General features: G+C 41.9%; 13 protein-coding genes. 3 read left to right on the forward strand and 10 right to left on the reverse strand.

Annotated elements, in window-relative coordinates:
• Nucleotides 1–2: 2 nt before the first annotated feature.
• The gene (locus OC25_RS09345; RefSeq protein ID WP_039474793.1) at nt 3–1,844 is read right to left on the reverse strand and encodes a M61 family metallopeptidase; all 1,842 of its coding nucleotides are present in this window, start codon (nt 1,842–1,844) and stop codon (nt 3–5) included.
• Nucleotides 1,845–2,022: 178 nt separating this feature from the next.
• Nucleotides 2,023–3,150, reverse strand: a complete 1,128-nt coding sequence (locus tag OC25_RS09350; protein WP_039474796.1) for a DUF4407 domain-containing protein — start codon at nt 3,148–3,150, stop codon at nt 2,023–2,025.
• Nucleotides 3,151–3,278: 128 nt separating this feature from the next.
• Between OC25_RS09350 and OC25_RS09355 the strand changes: the two genes are divergently transcribed.
• Together OC25_RS09355 and OC25_RS09360 are read left to right on the forward strand one after the other, a co-directional pair.
• Nucleotides 3,279–3,596: a rhodanese-like domain-containing protein gene (locus OC25_RS09355; RefSeq protein WP_039474799.1), complete on the forward strand. Its 318-nt coding sequence runs from the start codon at nt 3,279–3,281 to the stop codon at nt 3,594–3,596.
• Between the two features lie 220 nt (nt 3,597–3,816).
• Nucleotides 3,817–4,014 (forward strand): DUF6358 family protein, encoded by a 198-nt coding sequence (locus OC25_RS09360; protein WP_039474804.1) that lies wholly within the window; start codon nt 3,817–3,819, stop codon nt 4,012–4,014.
• Here OC25_RS09360 and OC25_RS09365 read toward each other — a convergent pair.
• Nucleotides 3,992–5,023 carry a dipeptide epimerase gene (locus tag OC25_RS09365; RefSeq protein ID WP_039474807.1) on the reverse strand — a complete coding sequence of 344 codons (1,032 nt, stop codon included), beginning with the start codon at nt 5,021–5,023 and terminating at the stop codon, nt 3,992–3,994. The two genes, OC25_RS09360 and OC25_RS09365, sit on opposite strands and share 23 nt — an antisense overlap.
• A gap of 79 nt (nt 5,024–5,102) precedes the next feature.
• On the opposite strand from OC25_RS09365, the gene OC25_RS09370 reads away from it, so the two are divergent.
• Nucleotides 5,103–6,239: a hypothetical protein gene (locus OC25_RS09370; RefSeq protein ID WP_039474810.1), complete on the forward strand. Its 1,137-nt coding sequence runs from the start codon at nt 5,103–5,105 to the stop codon at nt 6,237–6,239.
• 306 nt (nt 6,240–6,545) lie between these two features.
• Here the strand turns inward: OC25_RS09370 and OC25_RS09375 are convergent, their stop codons facing one another.
• The 7 genes from OC25_RS09375 to OC25_RS09405 form a co-directional block, all read right to left on the reverse strand.
• Entirely contained in the window at nt 6,546–8,171 is a 1,626-nt protein-coding gene (locus tag OC25_RS09375; RefSeq protein ID WP_039474813.1) for an NADP-dependent glyceraldehyde-3-phosphate dehydrogenase, read from the reverse strand.
• 120 nt (nt 8,172–8,291) lie between these two features.
• On the reverse strand, nt 8,292–9,737 hold the full coding sequence (locus OC25_RS09380) for an MFS transporter (protein WP_039474816.1): 1,446 nt from the start codon (nt 9,735–9,737) through the stop codon (nt 8,292–8,294).
• A gap of 22 nt (nt 9,738–9,759) precedes the next feature.
• A complete protein-coding gene (locus tag OC25_RS09385; protein ID WP_208599618.1) occupies nt 9,760–10,422 on the reverse strand; it encodes a bifunctional 4-hydroxy-2-oxoglutarate aldolase/2-dehydro-3-deoxy-phosphogluconate aldolase in 663 nt (220 codons plus the stop codon).
• 2 nt (nt 10,423–10,424) lie between these two features.
• Complete coding sequence (locus tag OC25_RS09390; protein WP_039474817.1) at nt 10,425–11,471, reverse strand: sugar kinase; 1,047 nt, start codon at nt 11,469–11,471, stop codon at nt 10,425–10,427.
• Nucleotides 11,472–11,585: 114 nt separating this feature from the next.
• Nucleotides 11,586–12,986 carry a glucuronate isomerase gene (gene uxaC, locus OC25_RS09395; protein WP_039474822.1) on the reverse strand — a complete coding sequence of 467 codons (1,401 nt, stop codon included), beginning with the start codon at nt 12,984–12,986 and terminating at the stop codon, nt 11,586–11,588.
• Between the two features lie 93 nt (nt 12,987–13,079).
• Nucleotides 13,080–14,726, reverse strand: coding sequence for a UxaA family hydrolase (locus OC25_RS09400; protein ID WP_039474825.1), 1,647 nt, complete (start codon nt 14,724–14,726; stop codon nt 13,080–13,082).
• Between the two features lies 1 nt (nt 14,727).
• On the reverse strand, nt 14,728–16,239 hold the full coding sequence (locus OC25_RS09405; protein ID WP_039474827.1) for a tagaturonate reductase: 1,512 nt from the start codon (nt 16,237–16,239) through the stop codon (nt 14,728–14,730).
• Between the last annotated feature and the right edge of the window lie 16 nt (nt 16,240–16,255).

Genomic DNA, 16,255 nt, shown 5'->3' on the forward strand with positions numbered 1-16,255 from the left:
GTTTAATTAGTTGTTTTCGATTTAACTTGTGAGCTTAACCAGCTGGTTCTGAAATTTTGCATGGCAGGTGTTAAGATTCCTCCTGTTTTTTCAATACTTATAAGCTCCAGGGCCGGATTTTCGGTTAAGGTTAATTTTGTTGTTTTTGCTACACCACGATAGAGGTAAGTGATATCAACTGTGTCGCCTGGTTTATAATCGTCGATAACTTTAATTACCTCAGGACCGTTCTTCACTTGTACTCCATTTATTGTTAATAAAACATCACCAATGTCCAGACCTGCTTTATATGCTGGGGTTCCTGCCAGGGTTTGCGATAAAATAACTTTATCGTCTACTGAAGCAATATTTCCAAACCCAGTATAAGCCTGTCCTGGCTTTGCCTTACGCAGTACCAGTCCGGCGTTAAGCAACAATTGAGCATAATCGTTTTTTTCGGTGCCATAAATGTACTTTTTAAAGAAACTGGCTGCGAATGATGGGTTTTTGGTTAAGCTTGCCAAAGTCTTCTCTAAATCTGGGATGGTGTATGCAATTTCCGGCTTCCCGTAGGCTTTCCAAAGTGCACGCATATAATCATCGAGCGTAAGCTTAAAGTCCGCTCTTAAGCGGAGGTCTAAGGCCAGGGCGGTTGCAGCGCCATACGTATAGTAAGAGGTAAAAATATTGGCTTTGTTGGTTTGGTCGATCGCTACACCAGCATCGGCAAATACGGCATACCGGCTGGCCTCAACAGGCGAAAAATTGAGTGCCCCAGGCGAAAGCAGTACAGCATTTGCCAAACTGTTAAAAGTTTGTATGGCATTATCTTCTGTTTTTAAACCTGCACGGGTTAACAGCAGATTGCCATAATACTGAGTAAAGCCTTCAGCAAGCCAAAGTTCATTGCTCATATTGGCATGTTCGAAGTTAAAAGGCTCTAAAGTTTTGGGGCGCAGTCGCTCCACATTCCAGCTGTGGAAATATTCGTGCGAAAATGTACCCAGCAAATTAGCTTCGTAGCCTGCAATTTTTGGGGTGCGCTGCACAATAGAAGTCGAATTTCGATGCTCCATCCCATCGCCGGCATTATCGGGGTAAACATCTTCTAAAAAGTAGTAATGGCCATAATCGTAAGTTGGGAACTCGCCCCATACCGCGAGGTGTTCATCAACCATTTTTTTCAGCATCCCGGCATAATTGTCGATGGTTTGCTGATCGTCGTTAGAATGCGAAATCAGGTGAATGGTTTGTGTTTTTCCATCGGTGTTTTTAACCTCCCAGCTTGCGGTTTTATAGTCTGCAATTTCAATTGGGCTATCCATAAAATATTGCAGATTAGGCGCAAAATAACTTCCATCGGCCTGAAGTTTAAGCTGGGTAGCCACTTTCCAGTTTTGTTTACCTGCATAATTAAATTTCACTACCCTTGGCCGGTTATCCATACCTATCGGGTAGGCAAATGTTGCCGGGATATTCATGTGGGCATGGGTTTCATCGAAGCCTGCATAAGTTCCGTCAATCCAGTTGCCAAAAAGGGTGTAGGTTATTTTAACGCTGCTTCCGTGGTTGGAGATTTCGTATACATCGCCTGCAGTTTGGTTAACGGTTAAATATTTCCCCGCGCCATCAAAAGCTTTTAAATGGTATACATTTTTGCCAAATTCGTGTGTGGCATAACGGCCTGGCGAAGAGCGGCTCATGCGTACTTTTAAAGTACCTGCCGGAACATTGGGAATAAGCATGCTGATTTCTGCCTCATGGTGTATGGCATTGGGAAATGAAATGACATAACTGATTTCATTTTGGGCAAAAGCTGCAAGTGAGAGCAGACTCCCGATTGCGGTACCTATAAATTTCTTCATAAAAAGGGAATAATGACGGCAATTTAGTAATAAATGGAAGATTTTAAGGTAGCCTTTGGGTTTATGGTTGATAGCTTATAGTTAATAGCCTGGTTAGGATAAGTTTGGTCAATAGCACAATTGTTTTGTGTGGGCTATTGTCTATTAACCATCGACTATGGGCTATCAACCCCCTTCCTTAACTCTCGTTATCCCAATCGTATTTTTCCAAATCGCGGTAGGCTTTGCCTTTAATAATTTCTTTCCGTTTGGATGATTCTGAGTCTACCCGCGTTTCGTGGATATTATCGGCCACTTCGAAATGAAAATCCTTATCCTTTTTAGAATGGTAAATCGAAACTTCGTCTCCATCGGCAATGGCATAATCGTAAGGGCCACGGGCGCTCATCAGTTTAACAAATACCGGCAAACACTCAAAAAAGATAAACAGCAGGCCAATAAAGGTTACGGCAATGGCTGTATTGTTGTCGCGGCTGCCATCTACATTAAATTTAAGCTGGCCAAGTGCCCAGTTGCGGTCGGCAAAACCTGCAATGTTGGCTAAACTATCCAATTGTTTTTTGGTATACAGTTTTTCGGTAAACAGCCCATCAAATTCTTTGCGTTTATCTACAAAAGCTTCCGATTTATTAATGTTGGCCTTAAGCGAATCGAGCTCTGCCGTGCGTTGCGCAATTTCTGCTTCCTTACGCTTGGCATAGGGTCCATAACCCATTACGCCCGATGTTTCGGTGGTCTTATTGCCGAATATTTCGAAGTTAAGTTTCTGCCTGTCGGATTTAATGCCTTTCTCCAGCGAATCGCGCGTAGCTTTTTGCTGGTTTAAGCGACCAAACTCAACCTGGTATTTTTTCTCAAAAGCCTTATTTAAGGTATCAATCTTTGCCCGCTGACCATTCAAATAGCTTACTTTTAAACGCTCCTTAATCTCTTTATCAAAAATTTTAAGCTCAATAGGCCTCGAAATAACCATACCGATCATAATGGCCAGTAAAATACGTGGCGTGGCCTGTAAAAGCTGTTTATTGGTACTTGCACTTTTGTTAATACTCGATACGATGTAGCGGTCCATGTTAAAAATGGCTGCACCCCATAAAAAGCCGAAAATGATTGCGAAAATTACCGCCAGATCATCGCCTTTAAAAACAAAATACATGGCATAACCACCTGAAAGGGCCGCAAACAAGCCCGTAAAAAAGATGGTGGCACCAATGCCGGTATATTTATTTTGTTCTGAAGGATATTTTTCCAGTGTCGGGATATGAGCGCCAGAGCAAAACCAAAAGAAGCGGTTCAGTTTGTCCATTTGTAACTATTTATAATTAAACGCCTAAGGGTTTAACTTGTTACAGTTTTTTACAAAATTTTATGGCATTTTTTTGATGGGGCGGGTAAGGCTGATTTTCCTATATTTGCATAAATACATTGAATAAAATGAAAGAAATATCGGTACAAGAACTAAAAGAGAAAATCGACAATAATGAAGATTTTCAATTAATTGATGTTCGTGAAACATTCGAATATGAAGTTTCTAATCTGAACGGAGAAAACATTCCGTTGGGTGGGATTTTAATTGAGGCTGATAAGGTTGCAAAAGATAAACCCGTAATTATCCAGTGCCGCAGTGGTAAAAGAAGTGCAGCTGCTGTAATGCAGTTAGAGCAACAGTACGGTTATGATAACCTTTACAATTTAAAAGGCGGTATTTTAGCCTGGCAAGAGGCTTACGATCCGAATATGCCGGTTTATTAGAATCACCAGTTTTCAATAACCAATTACCAGGAAAAACAATAACCAAATTCCAATGATCAACTGGAGTAGGTTATATCAGATAAATAAGATCAATTTTCAAACTTTAACCTTGCGGGATTAAACGTTTTGAATGTTTCCGACTCCGGATAGGGTTTGAAAATTGATTATTGTTCATTGGTGCTTTGTAGATAAATTCTCTTACAAATAAAATCCTCTACTTGTGGGTAAAAAATTTGCTTTAAATATCTTCTATAACCTGGCCATTATCCTTGCTATTTTTGGATTGGTTTGGTGCTATAACAATGCTAAATATCTTCCGGCCGGCTTTCTGGTTGGTGTAACCTGCTGCCTGTTCTATTTTAAGTATCAGTTAAGCAAAGACATCAGAAAAAGTTTCAAGGAAAAAGATCAGAAGTAACTCCTTCAAGCCCTAACCCGGGTATATCTTTTAAAATATATTTGCCGTTTTCGAAAGGTGGATTGGTAAAAGGATTGTTTTTGGTTAACCAGGGACCATCTAAATCGGCCCAGTTGCACAGTGGAGCTAATGCAGCAGCAGCCAATGTAGCGCAACTGGTTTCGCTCATACAGCCAATTAGCACCTTCATGCCAAAAGAACGGGCTTTTAAAATCATCTGATGGCCTTCGTACATGCCACAGCTTTTCATCAGTTTTACGTTTATGCCATGGTAAACGCCTTTTAGGCTATCAATATCACTTAGGCGCTGTACGGCTTCATCAGCCAATAGCGGGATAGGGCTACGCTCAGTTAACCAGGCATTACCCGCCGGGTCATTTTTATCCATAGGCTGCTCAATTAAAACAACGCCCTGGTTGTGCAGCCAGTAAATCAAATCGATAGCCTTTATACGGTCTTTCCAACCCTGGTTCGCGTCAACATATAGCGGCACCTGCGTCATACTGCGGATGGTTTCGATAATCTCCTGATCGTTATCCCTGCCCAGTTTAACTTTTATCACCTTAAATGCACTGGCATCTTTCAGTTTTTCTCGAATTACTTCAGGCGTATCAATACCAACAGTATAAGAAGTAACGGGCATTTGCGCCGGGTTTGCTCCATAAATTTCGTAGCAGGGTTTATTTAAAATTTTCCCCTGGATATCGTTTAATGCAATATCAATTGCAGCCTTTATCGCTGGCTGGCCGGGTGCAATGCTGTCTAGGTAGCTAATGATCTCCCCGAAATCGAAAGGGTGCTTAAAGGCGCTTAAATCTACTTGTCTTAAAAAGTGTATAGCAGTTTCGTAACTTTCGCCCATGTAAGGTACCATTGATGCTTCGCCGTAACCCGTAACGCCTTCGTAGCTTATTTTGAGCAACATTAAAGGTGTGCTGGTGCGGGTAAATTTCGAGATCGAGAATGGGTGCTTTAACTCTAATTCAAATTCTTTGTAACTAATCTTCATGATCAATCGTCTTCTAAATAAATAGGGAAATTATTGCCTTACAAAAGTATATTTGTTTATTAACGCAAAAACCTCTGCCATGGAAAACGTTTCAAGATTACGGTATTTTATTTATTTATCCTTAATAATTATTGGAGGATGTACCACAGGAAAGAATGCACTGCAAAAAGGCGACTATGATGCCTCAGTAAGCAAGGCGGTTAGCAGGCTGCAAAATTCGCCTAAAAACACCGAAGCGATGCAGGTGCTTAAAACGGCTTATGACCTGGCCTTGCAAAGTCATTTGCGCAAAATTGATGAAGCTAAACTATCAAACGATTTGTTTAGATGGGAATCGATTATGTACGATTACCAGAAAATAAATCAGCTGGCCGACGATATTAACAGCTGCCCGGCTTGTTTAACCATTGTACCCAGCCCCTCGAAATATATTACAGAACTTGCAGATAGCAAATACATGGCTGCCGGAGCGAGATATAATTCGGGATTGGGCTATTTAAGGGATAATAACCGTTTGGCAGCTAAGAAAGCTTATTACGAGTTCGAGAAAACCTTAAACCTGGAACCTAATTATAAAGATGCCAAAGCTAAAATGGAAGATGCTTACTGGGCTGCAGTTACGCGAGTGGTAGTACAGCCCATTATCGTAAATAGCAGCTTGTATAAACTGAGTGCCGATTATTTTCAGCAGCAAATTGATCAGTTTATCGGTAAATATGCACGCAATAGGTTTGTGCTTTTTTATGGCGAGCAGCAGGCTACTGAACAAAAAATTGTTCCGGATCAGGTATTAAGCCTGAATTTTGATGATTTTGTGGTTGGACAAACTTACGTGAAGGAACGCGTTGAAAAGTTAAAGCGCGATAGTGTAGTGATTGGCGAAACCCGGGAGAGAAAACCCATTTACGGTACGGTTAAAGCTACCTTGAGTATTTTTGAAAAAAATATTTCTTCTTCAGGCTTGCTGGATATGAGTATTATGGATTGGCAAACCAAAAAACTGGTGCGCCAGCAAAAATTTCCAGGCACTTACGTTTGGAGAGATAGCTGGGCCAGTTATAAGGGCGATGACCGCGCTTTAAGCAAGCAGCAGCTGGCCATGACTAAACGCAGGGAGATGCTTCCTCCTCCGCCGAGTACCTTGTTTCTGGAGTTTACCAAGCCGATTTACAGCCAGCTGGTAGATGATATTAGTTATTACTATAATAATTATTAAGCGCCCTTCGACTCCGCTCAGGGTGACATGTAAATGGGATCATTATTTTGGGGAGGAGTCTTTTTCCAGGTTTGTCACGTTGAGCCTGTCGAAACGTCTTATAAAGAGTTTGTGTAGATCCTTAGACAAACTCAGGACGACAACATAAAAGTAGGCGTTATTAAGGGGAGGAACGACGAAACCTGCCTGCTGCAGACAACCATGCCAAAGCAGGTTATATCTAACACATCGGATACAAAAAGAGTCAGCTGGTAACAGCTGACTCCACTTTGAACAGATTCTTCACTGCGTTCAGAATGACAGCAACTAGAAAATATACTTTGTACTCAGGAAGTTTGAATCATCACCTTTAACAATCTCATTCAATAGTTTTTTATTGCTATCGGTAAACTTAGTGGCTACCAGCGAACGGATAGAGAATGAACGCAGTGCATCTACTACCGATAGTGTTCCTTCGGCACTGTCTTTACGGCCGGTAAACGGAAATACATCCGGGCCACGCTGGCACTGGCAGTTGATATTTACACGGCTCACCTGGTTAACCAGCGGATCGATTAACGAAGAAATTACCGCTGCATTATTGCTGAAAATACTTACCTGCTGGCCGTGTGGCGAGCCGATTAGGTACTCAATTGGTTCTTCTAAATCATCAAAAGGAACTACCGGTACAATGGGACCAAACTGCTCTTCGCGGTAAAGTTTCATATTGCTGTTTACCGGATAAACAATGGCAGGGTAAACAAAGGTTTCAAGGGTTTGTCCACCGTTTTTGTTAATCACCTTTGCGCCATGTACCAGGGCATCGTCAATACAATCTTTTAAATATTCTGGTTTATTTAATTCAGGTAGTGGCGTAAGGTTTACTCCTTTTTCCCATGGCATACCGAACTTTAGTTTTTCAACTTCGGCCGATAAACGTTTTAAAAACTCCTGCGCCAGACTGCGGTGTACGTAAACAATTTTAATTGCGGTACAACGCTGTCCGTTAAAAGAAAGCGAGCCCAGTACGGTTTCAGAAACGGCCAGGTCAAGATCTGCATCTTTGGTAATAATGGCCGCATTTTTAGCATCAAGCCCTAAAATAGCCCTTAGACGGTTTACTTTAGGGTGTAATTTTTTAAGCTCGTTAGCCACTTTACTCGATCCGATTAAGGTAAGCACATTAATTTTTCCTGATTTCATTAAACCCGGTACAATGGTATTGCCACGGCCATAAATGGTGTTTACTACTCCTTTAGGGAAACTCGAACGGAAAGCCTCTAATAATGGATAGTGTAATAAAGTACCGTGTTTAGGTGGTTTGAATAAAAGCGTGTTGCCCATAATCAAAGCCGGAATAAGGGTGGTAAAGGTTTCGTTTAAGGGATAATTAAACGGACCCATACAAAGTACTACTCCAAGTGGCGAACGGCGCACCTGGGCCACAATACCCTGCTCTATTTCGAAACGTGAAGACTGTCTGTCGATGTCTTTTAGCGCATCAATGGTTGCGTAAATGTATTCAACGGTACGATCGAACTCTTTAACCGAATCGGCATAAGATTTACCGATTTCCCACATAATCAGTTTGGCCACAATTTCCTTCTGCTCAATCATTTTGTGGGTAAAGTTTTCTACGCATGCAATGCGATCGGCAACGCTCATGGTTGGCCACTGGCCGCGACCGTTGTCATAAGCCGCTACTGCAGCGTCTAAAGCTTCTGTCGATTCCTTTTCGGTACATACCGGGAAACTTCCAATCCGTTTTCGTTTTAAACCTTCAGGAGTTTTAATACATACGGGAGAAAAAACTTCGTTAAAAGGTCCGTTCCAGGGTTTCATTTCACCATTGGAAAGGAATTCCTTTTGATTGATCTCTTCCTTGAGCCTAAATTCATCTGGAATCTGGCTCTCTTCAACGAAAATACTTTCGAGGTTTAGCGATGTGCTCAATTTGGGTTTGGTTGTTAGGGTTTATAATGCTTAATCTATCGTTTAAGTATAGATTAACGTTTTTAAAAAAAGTATCAAGATTTAGGCACTTGTTGTTGTGCCTAAATCTTGTGTTATGAATTATTTAACTTCTATTAATTTATATTTTGGTACCAATGCTTTCATCACTGTCCAGCCAATTAAATACGCCACCGCACAGAAAGAGAAAACGATAAAATAACCAGCTTCTTTACCGTGGAAACCCATAAAAGTCATTTGGGTATCGCCGGCATAGGTAAACAGTACTCCAGAACCTTTGTTGATGAAAAATGATCCTAAGCCTCCGGCCATACCACCAATTCCGGTTACGGTAGCAATAGCCTGACGGGGAAACATATCACTTACAGTAGTAAAAATATTAGCTGACCAGGCCTGGTGTGCAGCCCCTGCAATACCAATAATAATTACCGGCAACCAGTAGCTGTATTGGCCCAAAGGCTGAGCCAGTAAAGCCAATAACGGGAAAAAGGCAAAAATCAGCATCGATTTCATCCTTCCATCGTAAGGGTTCATGTTTTTCTTGCCGATAAAATAAGATGGTAACCATCCTCCGATAATCGATAATAAGGTAATAACATATAAAATAAACAGTGGGAAAGCACTTTCCGTACCGCTCATTTTATAAATATCTTTCAGGTAGGCCGGCGACCAGAACAGGTAAAACCACCATACACCGTCAGTCATAAACTTACCAAAAGCAAAAGCCCAGGTTTGTTTAAATTTAAGGCAATCGGCAAACGACAGCTTTTTAACTGGCGATGCAGAAGTAACGGTTTCGCTAATTTGTTCATGTGCAACTAAATCCTGCTGGATGTAAGCCAATTCAGCTTTGCTCACGCGCGAGTGGTTTTCCGGTTTGCCATAAAGTAAAATCCAGAACAACATCCAGATAAAACCTAAGGCGCCGATAATGATGAACGACATTTCCCAGCCATAAGCCTCAGCAATGTAAGGGATAGTAACGGGAGCCGCTAATGCACCAACAGTTGCACCCGCATTAAAAATACTGGTGGCAAAGGCACGGTCTTTTTTTGGGAAATACTCGGCAGTAGCTTTAATGGCTGCCGGAAAGTTCCCTGCCTCGCCCAATGCCAGTACAAAACGGGCAAAAATAAACAGCGAAAGACTGGTTGATAGAATTAAAGTAGTGTTTCCAACGGTAGAAAGTGCCTGTTTAGCACCAGCAAAACTCATGGCCCAGGTACCGGTGATAATGCCTGAAGTGGCAATGCCGCAAAAAGCGTGAATACATGCACCTACAGACCAGATACCGATTGCCCAAAGGAAACCTTTTTTGGTATCCATCCAATCAACAAAACGTCCTGCAACCAACATCGATCCGGCATAAAAAAGAGAGAATAGTGCTGTAATGGTCCCATAGTCGCTATCTGTCCAGTGAAATTCGGGAACAAAATAGTCTTTCCATGTAAGTGAGAGTACCTGTCGATCTAAATAATTAATGGTGGTTGCAACAAATAACAGCGTACATATTGTCCATCTGTATTTGCTCATTTTGGTTTGGCTCATTTCGGTTGTGTGTGGTTAGGGATTACTTACTTTTTTTAATGAGGTCGAGCGCCAGCTGGGTATTTTCGTACAGTTCATCGTATAGGCCTTTGCTCATCACGTCTTTACTAATTAATTTACTGCCCATACCAACGGCGCAAACACCAGCTTTAAACCAGGTTTTTAAATTATCGGCATTAATTTCTACCCCTCCGGTTGGCATAAACAGCTGGCCGGCAAATAAATCTTTGATCGAAGCAATAAATTCGGGGCCTAAAATATTAGCCGGGAAAATTTTGATTAACATGGCTTTGTGTTCTTGTGCCACACTAATTTCGGTAGGGGTCATACACCCCGGAATCCATAGCATGCCTATTTTGTTGGCAATTTCGGCAACAGCCGGATTGATGATCGGCGCAACAATAAAATCGGTTCCGGCTTCAATAAAAGCATTCGCATCAGCAGGGGTTTTAATGGTACCAATGCCCAGGTAAAGATCGGGCATTTCTGCATCGCGGATTTCTTTTAGCTTTTTAAAATTAGGCAAGGCCGATTTTCCGCGGTTGGTGTATTCGAAAACACGAACACCTGCTTTGTACAGGGTACGCAATATTTCAACACTTCCCGCTTCGCTATCCTGGTAAAAAAGGGGTAGCATGCCCTGCTCTAAAATGGCATCTAAAATTTTGTGCTTGTTACTGATCATGGTTATATAATTCGTTTTTCTATATCGGCCACGGTACTGGTTGTGGCATCACTTGCAATGTATAATTTATCGTATGCAGCTGCGGTAGCAAAATTTAAGGTTTCTTTAGCTGAAAGGCCATTGTAGAAGCCATAAATCAATCCACCCATAAAGCAATCGCCGCTACCAACTTTGTCTAAAATCTCTTCAGAAACATATTCTTCTGAAACGGTTAGCGCATTGTTGGTATAAATGGCAGTATAATAGCGGATGCCTTTGCCATGATCGAACCTGAAGGTATTGGCTACAGCTTTACACGCCGGAAACAAACTTAATATTTCTTTAGAAGTATCGGTGGCTTGTTGCAGTAACGTTTCTTTTGCATAACCTTCGGTTGGCAGCAAATCAGGGTGAAGTGCTGTACCCAGCATTTTATTTGCTGCCCACACATTGCCCATAATTAAAGTACAATACTTAGCCAGCTCAGGTAAAATGTCAATAGGCTCTTTACCGTATTTCCAAAGTTTGGCGCGGTAATTTAAGTCTAATGAAATGGTAATGTTTCTGGTGCTGGCAGCTTTTAGTGCTTCCAGGCAAACATCGGCAATATTTTGGTTAATGGCCGGGCAAATGGCACTGAAATGGAACCAGGCTACATCTTCAAACACTTCGTTCCAGTTAATCTGTCCAACTTTTAAATCGGCATAGGCCGAATTAGCGCGATCGTAAATTACCCCCGCATTTTTAAGGTCTTTCCCTTTTGGCAGGTAATAAAGGCCTAAACGTTCGCCATGATAAACCATTGGCGTAGTATCGATATTGCGCATATTCAGGTATTCAACAATTTCGCGGGTTACCGAATTATCGGGCACAGCCGAAAGGTAGGCCGAAGGCACATTCCATAAAGCTAAGGCGGTAGCTACATTGAGCTCGGCACCTCCCACATAAAACGGTAGTTTATTTTCTTTTAACCATTGCCCATCCATATCCGGACAGATGCGTAAAAGTATTTCACCAAAGCTTAAAACTTTTTTTCCTTTTTTTGATGAATCGAATATTTGGGTACTCATTTTTGTAAATAATCGGCTTTTTTCATGCTGTTTTCTGCAACGGTATGAAAATGGAAGTAAAACGTTTGAAATGCGTTGAATCCAACGAAATTCTTCTTAAAAGCCTGATTTTGGTTAAAATTTAAAGTAATTTTTTGCGTTAAAGTACGAAATATCCTGCACAATTTTACCAACCCACTCCAGGTCGTTAGGCAATTCTCCGTTTTCGATGTCGGCTCCAAACAGGTTACAAACAATCCTTCTGAAATATTCGTGACGAGGGAAGGAAAGGAAGCTGCGCGAATCGGTAAGCATACCTACCAGGCGACTTAAAAGCCCCATGTTCGATAGTGCATTTAATTGTTTAATCATCCCGTCTTTTTGGTCTAAAAACCACCAGGCCGATCCGAATTGCACTTTACCTGCTACAGAACCATCGTTAAAGTTACCGATCATGGTCGCAATTAACTCATTATCTGCCGGATTAAGGTTGTAGATGATGGTTTTGGCCAGTTTATCCTGGTTATCCAAACGGTTTAAGAATTTAGAAAGCATGCGGGCCTGGCTAAAATCACCAATCGAATCCCAGCCAGTATCGGGACCTAATTGCCTTAACATGCGGGCATTGTTGTTGCGTAACGCACCTAAATGGTATTGTTGTACCCAGCCTTTTTCGTGATCCCACTCAGCAAAATAAACGAGCATGGCCGATTTGAATTTCAGGTTTTCTTCGTAAGAAATGTCTTTTTTACTGCGGATTTTGTCAAAAATGGCGCTGATTTCTGCTTCTGTATAATCTTCGGCATAAATCTGCTCTAAGCCGTGGTCAGATACCGAGCAGCCATTATCTGCAAAGTAATCGTGGCGGCTTTTCAATGCATCAATATAGTCCTGGAAATTGCTGATGGTTTTATCGACTACCGTTTCCAGTTTATCAATATATTGGTTTAGGCCTTCAATGTCATCGCTGTTCATGGCTTTATCGGGGCGGAAAGCAGGTAACATTTTCAGGTTTGCACCTTCTCTGGCCAGTTGCTGGTGAAAGTTCAGGCTATCTAAAGGATCATCGGTAGTACAAACCGATTCTACATTCATTTTGGACAATAAACCGCGTACTGAATACTCCGGAGTTTGCAGTTTAGCCGAGCATTCATCGTAAATTTTCTGCGCAGTTTTGCCCGAAAGTAAATCGGTAACGCCGAAATAACGCTGAAGTTCTAAATGTGTCCAGTGGTAAAGTGGGTTACGCAAAGTATAAGGAACGGTTTCTGCCCATTTCTCAAATTTCTCAAAATCAGAACCTGCACCGGTGATGTATTTTTCGTCAACACCATTGGCACGCATTGCACGCCATTTGTAATGGTCGCCGGCCAGCCAAACCTGAGTCATATTGGCAAACTGTGTGTTGTTGGCAATTTGCTCTGGAATGAGGTGGTTATGGTAATCTATAATCGGTAAGGGTTTTGCAAAATTGTGATAAAGCTTTTCAGCAGTTTTGCTCTCCAAAAGAAAATTTTCGTCTAAAAAAGGTTTCATGCTATGTGATTGTTACTGGTGGTCAGTGTCTCCAAAGACCACTAAATTGAATTAAACTAGGTGAGGTCAGTGCAGACACTGATCTTGGCATAATTAAAGGCTTACACCGCGTTTCCACGGAATAAAATCGTCCTGGTTTAATAAGACTGCCTTTGGAATCACCTCGCCACTTGCCGCTTTGATACAGTATTCCAGAATATCTTCGCCCATTTGTTCGATGGTTTTTTCGCCTTCGATCACCGGGCCGCAATTGATATCGATAATATCGCCCATGCGTTTGGTTAAGGCATTATTGGTAGATACTTTAATGGTTGGGCAAACGGGGTTTCCGGTAGGTGTACCCAGTCCGGTTGTAAATAAAATCAAAGTTGCACCCGATGCTGCTTTACCGGTAGTGGCTTCTACATCGTTACCCGGCGTACAAACTAAATTGAGGCCAGGTTTGGTTGCAGGTTCGGTATAATCCAAAACATCTTCAACCGGCGAGGTTCCGCCTTTTTTTGCAGCGCCAGTGCTTTTTATGGCATCGGTAATTAAACCATCTTTAATATTGCCTGGTGATGGGTTCATGAAAAAGCCCGAGCCTACGTTTTCTGCCGACTGGTTGTAAGCCGTCATTAACTGAATAAACTTTCGTGCAGCGGTTTCATCTTTCGTACGATCAATCAGCTGTTGTTCTGCACCACAAAGTTCAGGGAACTCGGCCAGTAGTACAGTTCCGCCTAAGGCCACCAATAAATCGGAAGTATACCCTACTGCCGGATTTGCACTAATGCCGCTAAAACCATCGCTTCCACCGCATTTAACACCTAAAACCAGTTTGCTTAATGGTGCCGGCTGACGTTCAATTTTATTGATTTCGGTTAAGCCGATAAAAGTTTTTCTGATGGCTTCTTTAACCAGTTGCTCTTCGCTTTGCGATTGTTGCTGCTCGAAAACAAATAAAGGTTTATCGAAGTTAGGGCTGCGGTGCTTCAGGTCTTCCATAAAATCGTGCACCTGTAAATTCTGGCAACCTAAACTTAAAACGGTAACACCGGCAACATTCGGATGATCGGCATAAGCAGCCAGTAGCTTGCTTAAAACAGCCGCATCCTGACGGGTACCGCCACAACCACCCTGGTGATTTAAAAATTTAATGCCATCAACGTTTTTAAAAACACGGTTGGCTGATGGATTGGCCTGTCCGATTGATGCAGGATCGGCTTCGGCTAAAATTTCGCCGTTTTTATACGCTTCTACCAGCTCGTGTGCATACGATTTGTATTTATCGGTTACCGCATAACCCAACTCGTTGTGTAAAGCCTCGCGGATTACATCCAGGTTGCGGTTTTCGCAAAAAACTGTTGGAATAAACAACCAGTAATTGGCTGTACCCACACGACCATCGCTGCGGATGTAACCGTTAAAAGTACGACCTTCAAATTTAGAAACATCGGGTGCCTGCCATTGGTAATGGTACGGACGGAATTCGAATGGATCAGATGCGTGTTTGGTATTTTCGGTGTCCATTAAGCCACCTTTAAGGATGAAGTGCTGCGCCTTCCCAACCAAAACACCATACATGATAATGTGGTCGCCCTGGTTCATGTCCTGCATAAAAAATTTATGCTTGGCCGGAATGTCATCCTGTAAAATATATTCCTGTCCATCGTGGATAACGGTTTCGCCTTTTGCCAGGTTTTGAAGCGCAACCAATACATTATCGTTAGGATGGATTTTTAAAATTCTAGTAACCATTTTAAATTGTTCTTTCTGAATGCAAGTTACCTAAAGTTTCTTTTGCACCTTTATTTTGTAATAAATCAACGTACGATTTTACGGCCGCGTTAAAGCCAGGGTAGTTGTTTAAGTTCTTGTCCCACAAACGTCTGTCGCCAAGCGTACTGTCAACTACTGTTTCAGGGTTTTTCCAGTATTCGTATAAAATTCCGGCAAATTCATCATCAATAGGGTAGGTTTTTCCGGCTACATTTGCAACAAAAACATCGCCCTCTTTAGCTACATTCATGAAAAGGATGTAGGCTGCTACACCAAGTGCTGTAAGTTGGGGCACTTCATTTTTTAAAGCATAGTACCTTCTGATTAAAGGCATGTTACGCATCTGCAATTTGGAAGTATAGTTTAAGGTAATGGCCTGCCATTTGTGTTCTAATGCCGGGTTGCTGAAACGGTCGATTACACTTTTTGCGAATGCAAGGGCTTCATCGTAAGTAATGTCTTCGTTTACCACTGCCGGAGCAATTTCGTCCTGCATTAGTTTTAAAACATGTGCCGAGAATTCTTCGTTGGCCATGGCTTCTTTTACCGTGTTAAAGCCGGCTAAAATGGCCAAACCACAGCTAATGGTATGAGTTCCGTTCAGTAAACGGAGTTTTAATTCTTTAAATTTATCGATAGATGGAACAATGAAAATGCCTTTATCGGCTTTGGCAAAAGATAAGATGTCTTTTACCTTTTCGCTCGATGATTCGATGGCCCAAAGCCTGAAAGGTTCAGCCATAATCATCAGCTCATCTTCATAACCCAATTCGTTTTCAATGGCTTTCTGTTCAGCTGCAGGCAGTTTTCCCGGTACAATGCGGTCTACCAGAGTTTTGCAGAAGTGATTGGCGGTTTTTAACCAGTTTTCGAAATCCCAGCCCAGTTTGTTTTGGATGGCCAGGTTCAGTACAATCTCTTTCAGTTTATCGGCATTATCACTAATCAGTTCGGTTGGTACAATCACCATTCCGCTTTCAGCCGATCCGTTAAAGGCTTTGTAACGCTCGTGCAAAAAGGCAAGCAATTTACCGGGATAAGATTGCGGAGGGTTGTCTGTAATTTTATCTTCGCTTTTTACAATACCTACTTCGGTGGTATTCGAAATCACCACCTGCATTTCGGGCTGATGTGCTGCTTTTAAAATTTCGGCCCAATCTTGCGAAGCCGACAATACGCGGCTGATGGATGAATTAATGGTGTTTTCTGCTACATTAACCCCATCTTCTATACCTTTAACGCACAGGGTGTACAGGTTGTCTTGTTGCGAAAAAGCATCGGCACCACCTTTTGAGGTCGATTTAACCACCAGTACACGGCCATTAAAAATACCCTGGTGGTTAGCTTTGTCGATAAAATAATCGGGTAAACCGCGCAGTAAAACGCCGGTACCAAACTGGATTACCTTTTCTGGTAACGCTAAAATTTCAGCAGTTGGTTTAGTAACCTTTTCGCCGCTGATGCTGTTTAAATTTTCTTTGTTTAAAACCATTGCTGTGTCTTTTCTG

Origin of the sequence: Pedobacter kyungheensis (assembly GCF_000812965.1) — a bacterium.
In the GTDB taxonomy this organism is placed as follows: domain Bacteria; phylum Bacteroidota; class Bacteroidia; order Sphingobacteriales; family Sphingobacteriaceae; genus Pedobacter; species Pedobacter kyungheensis.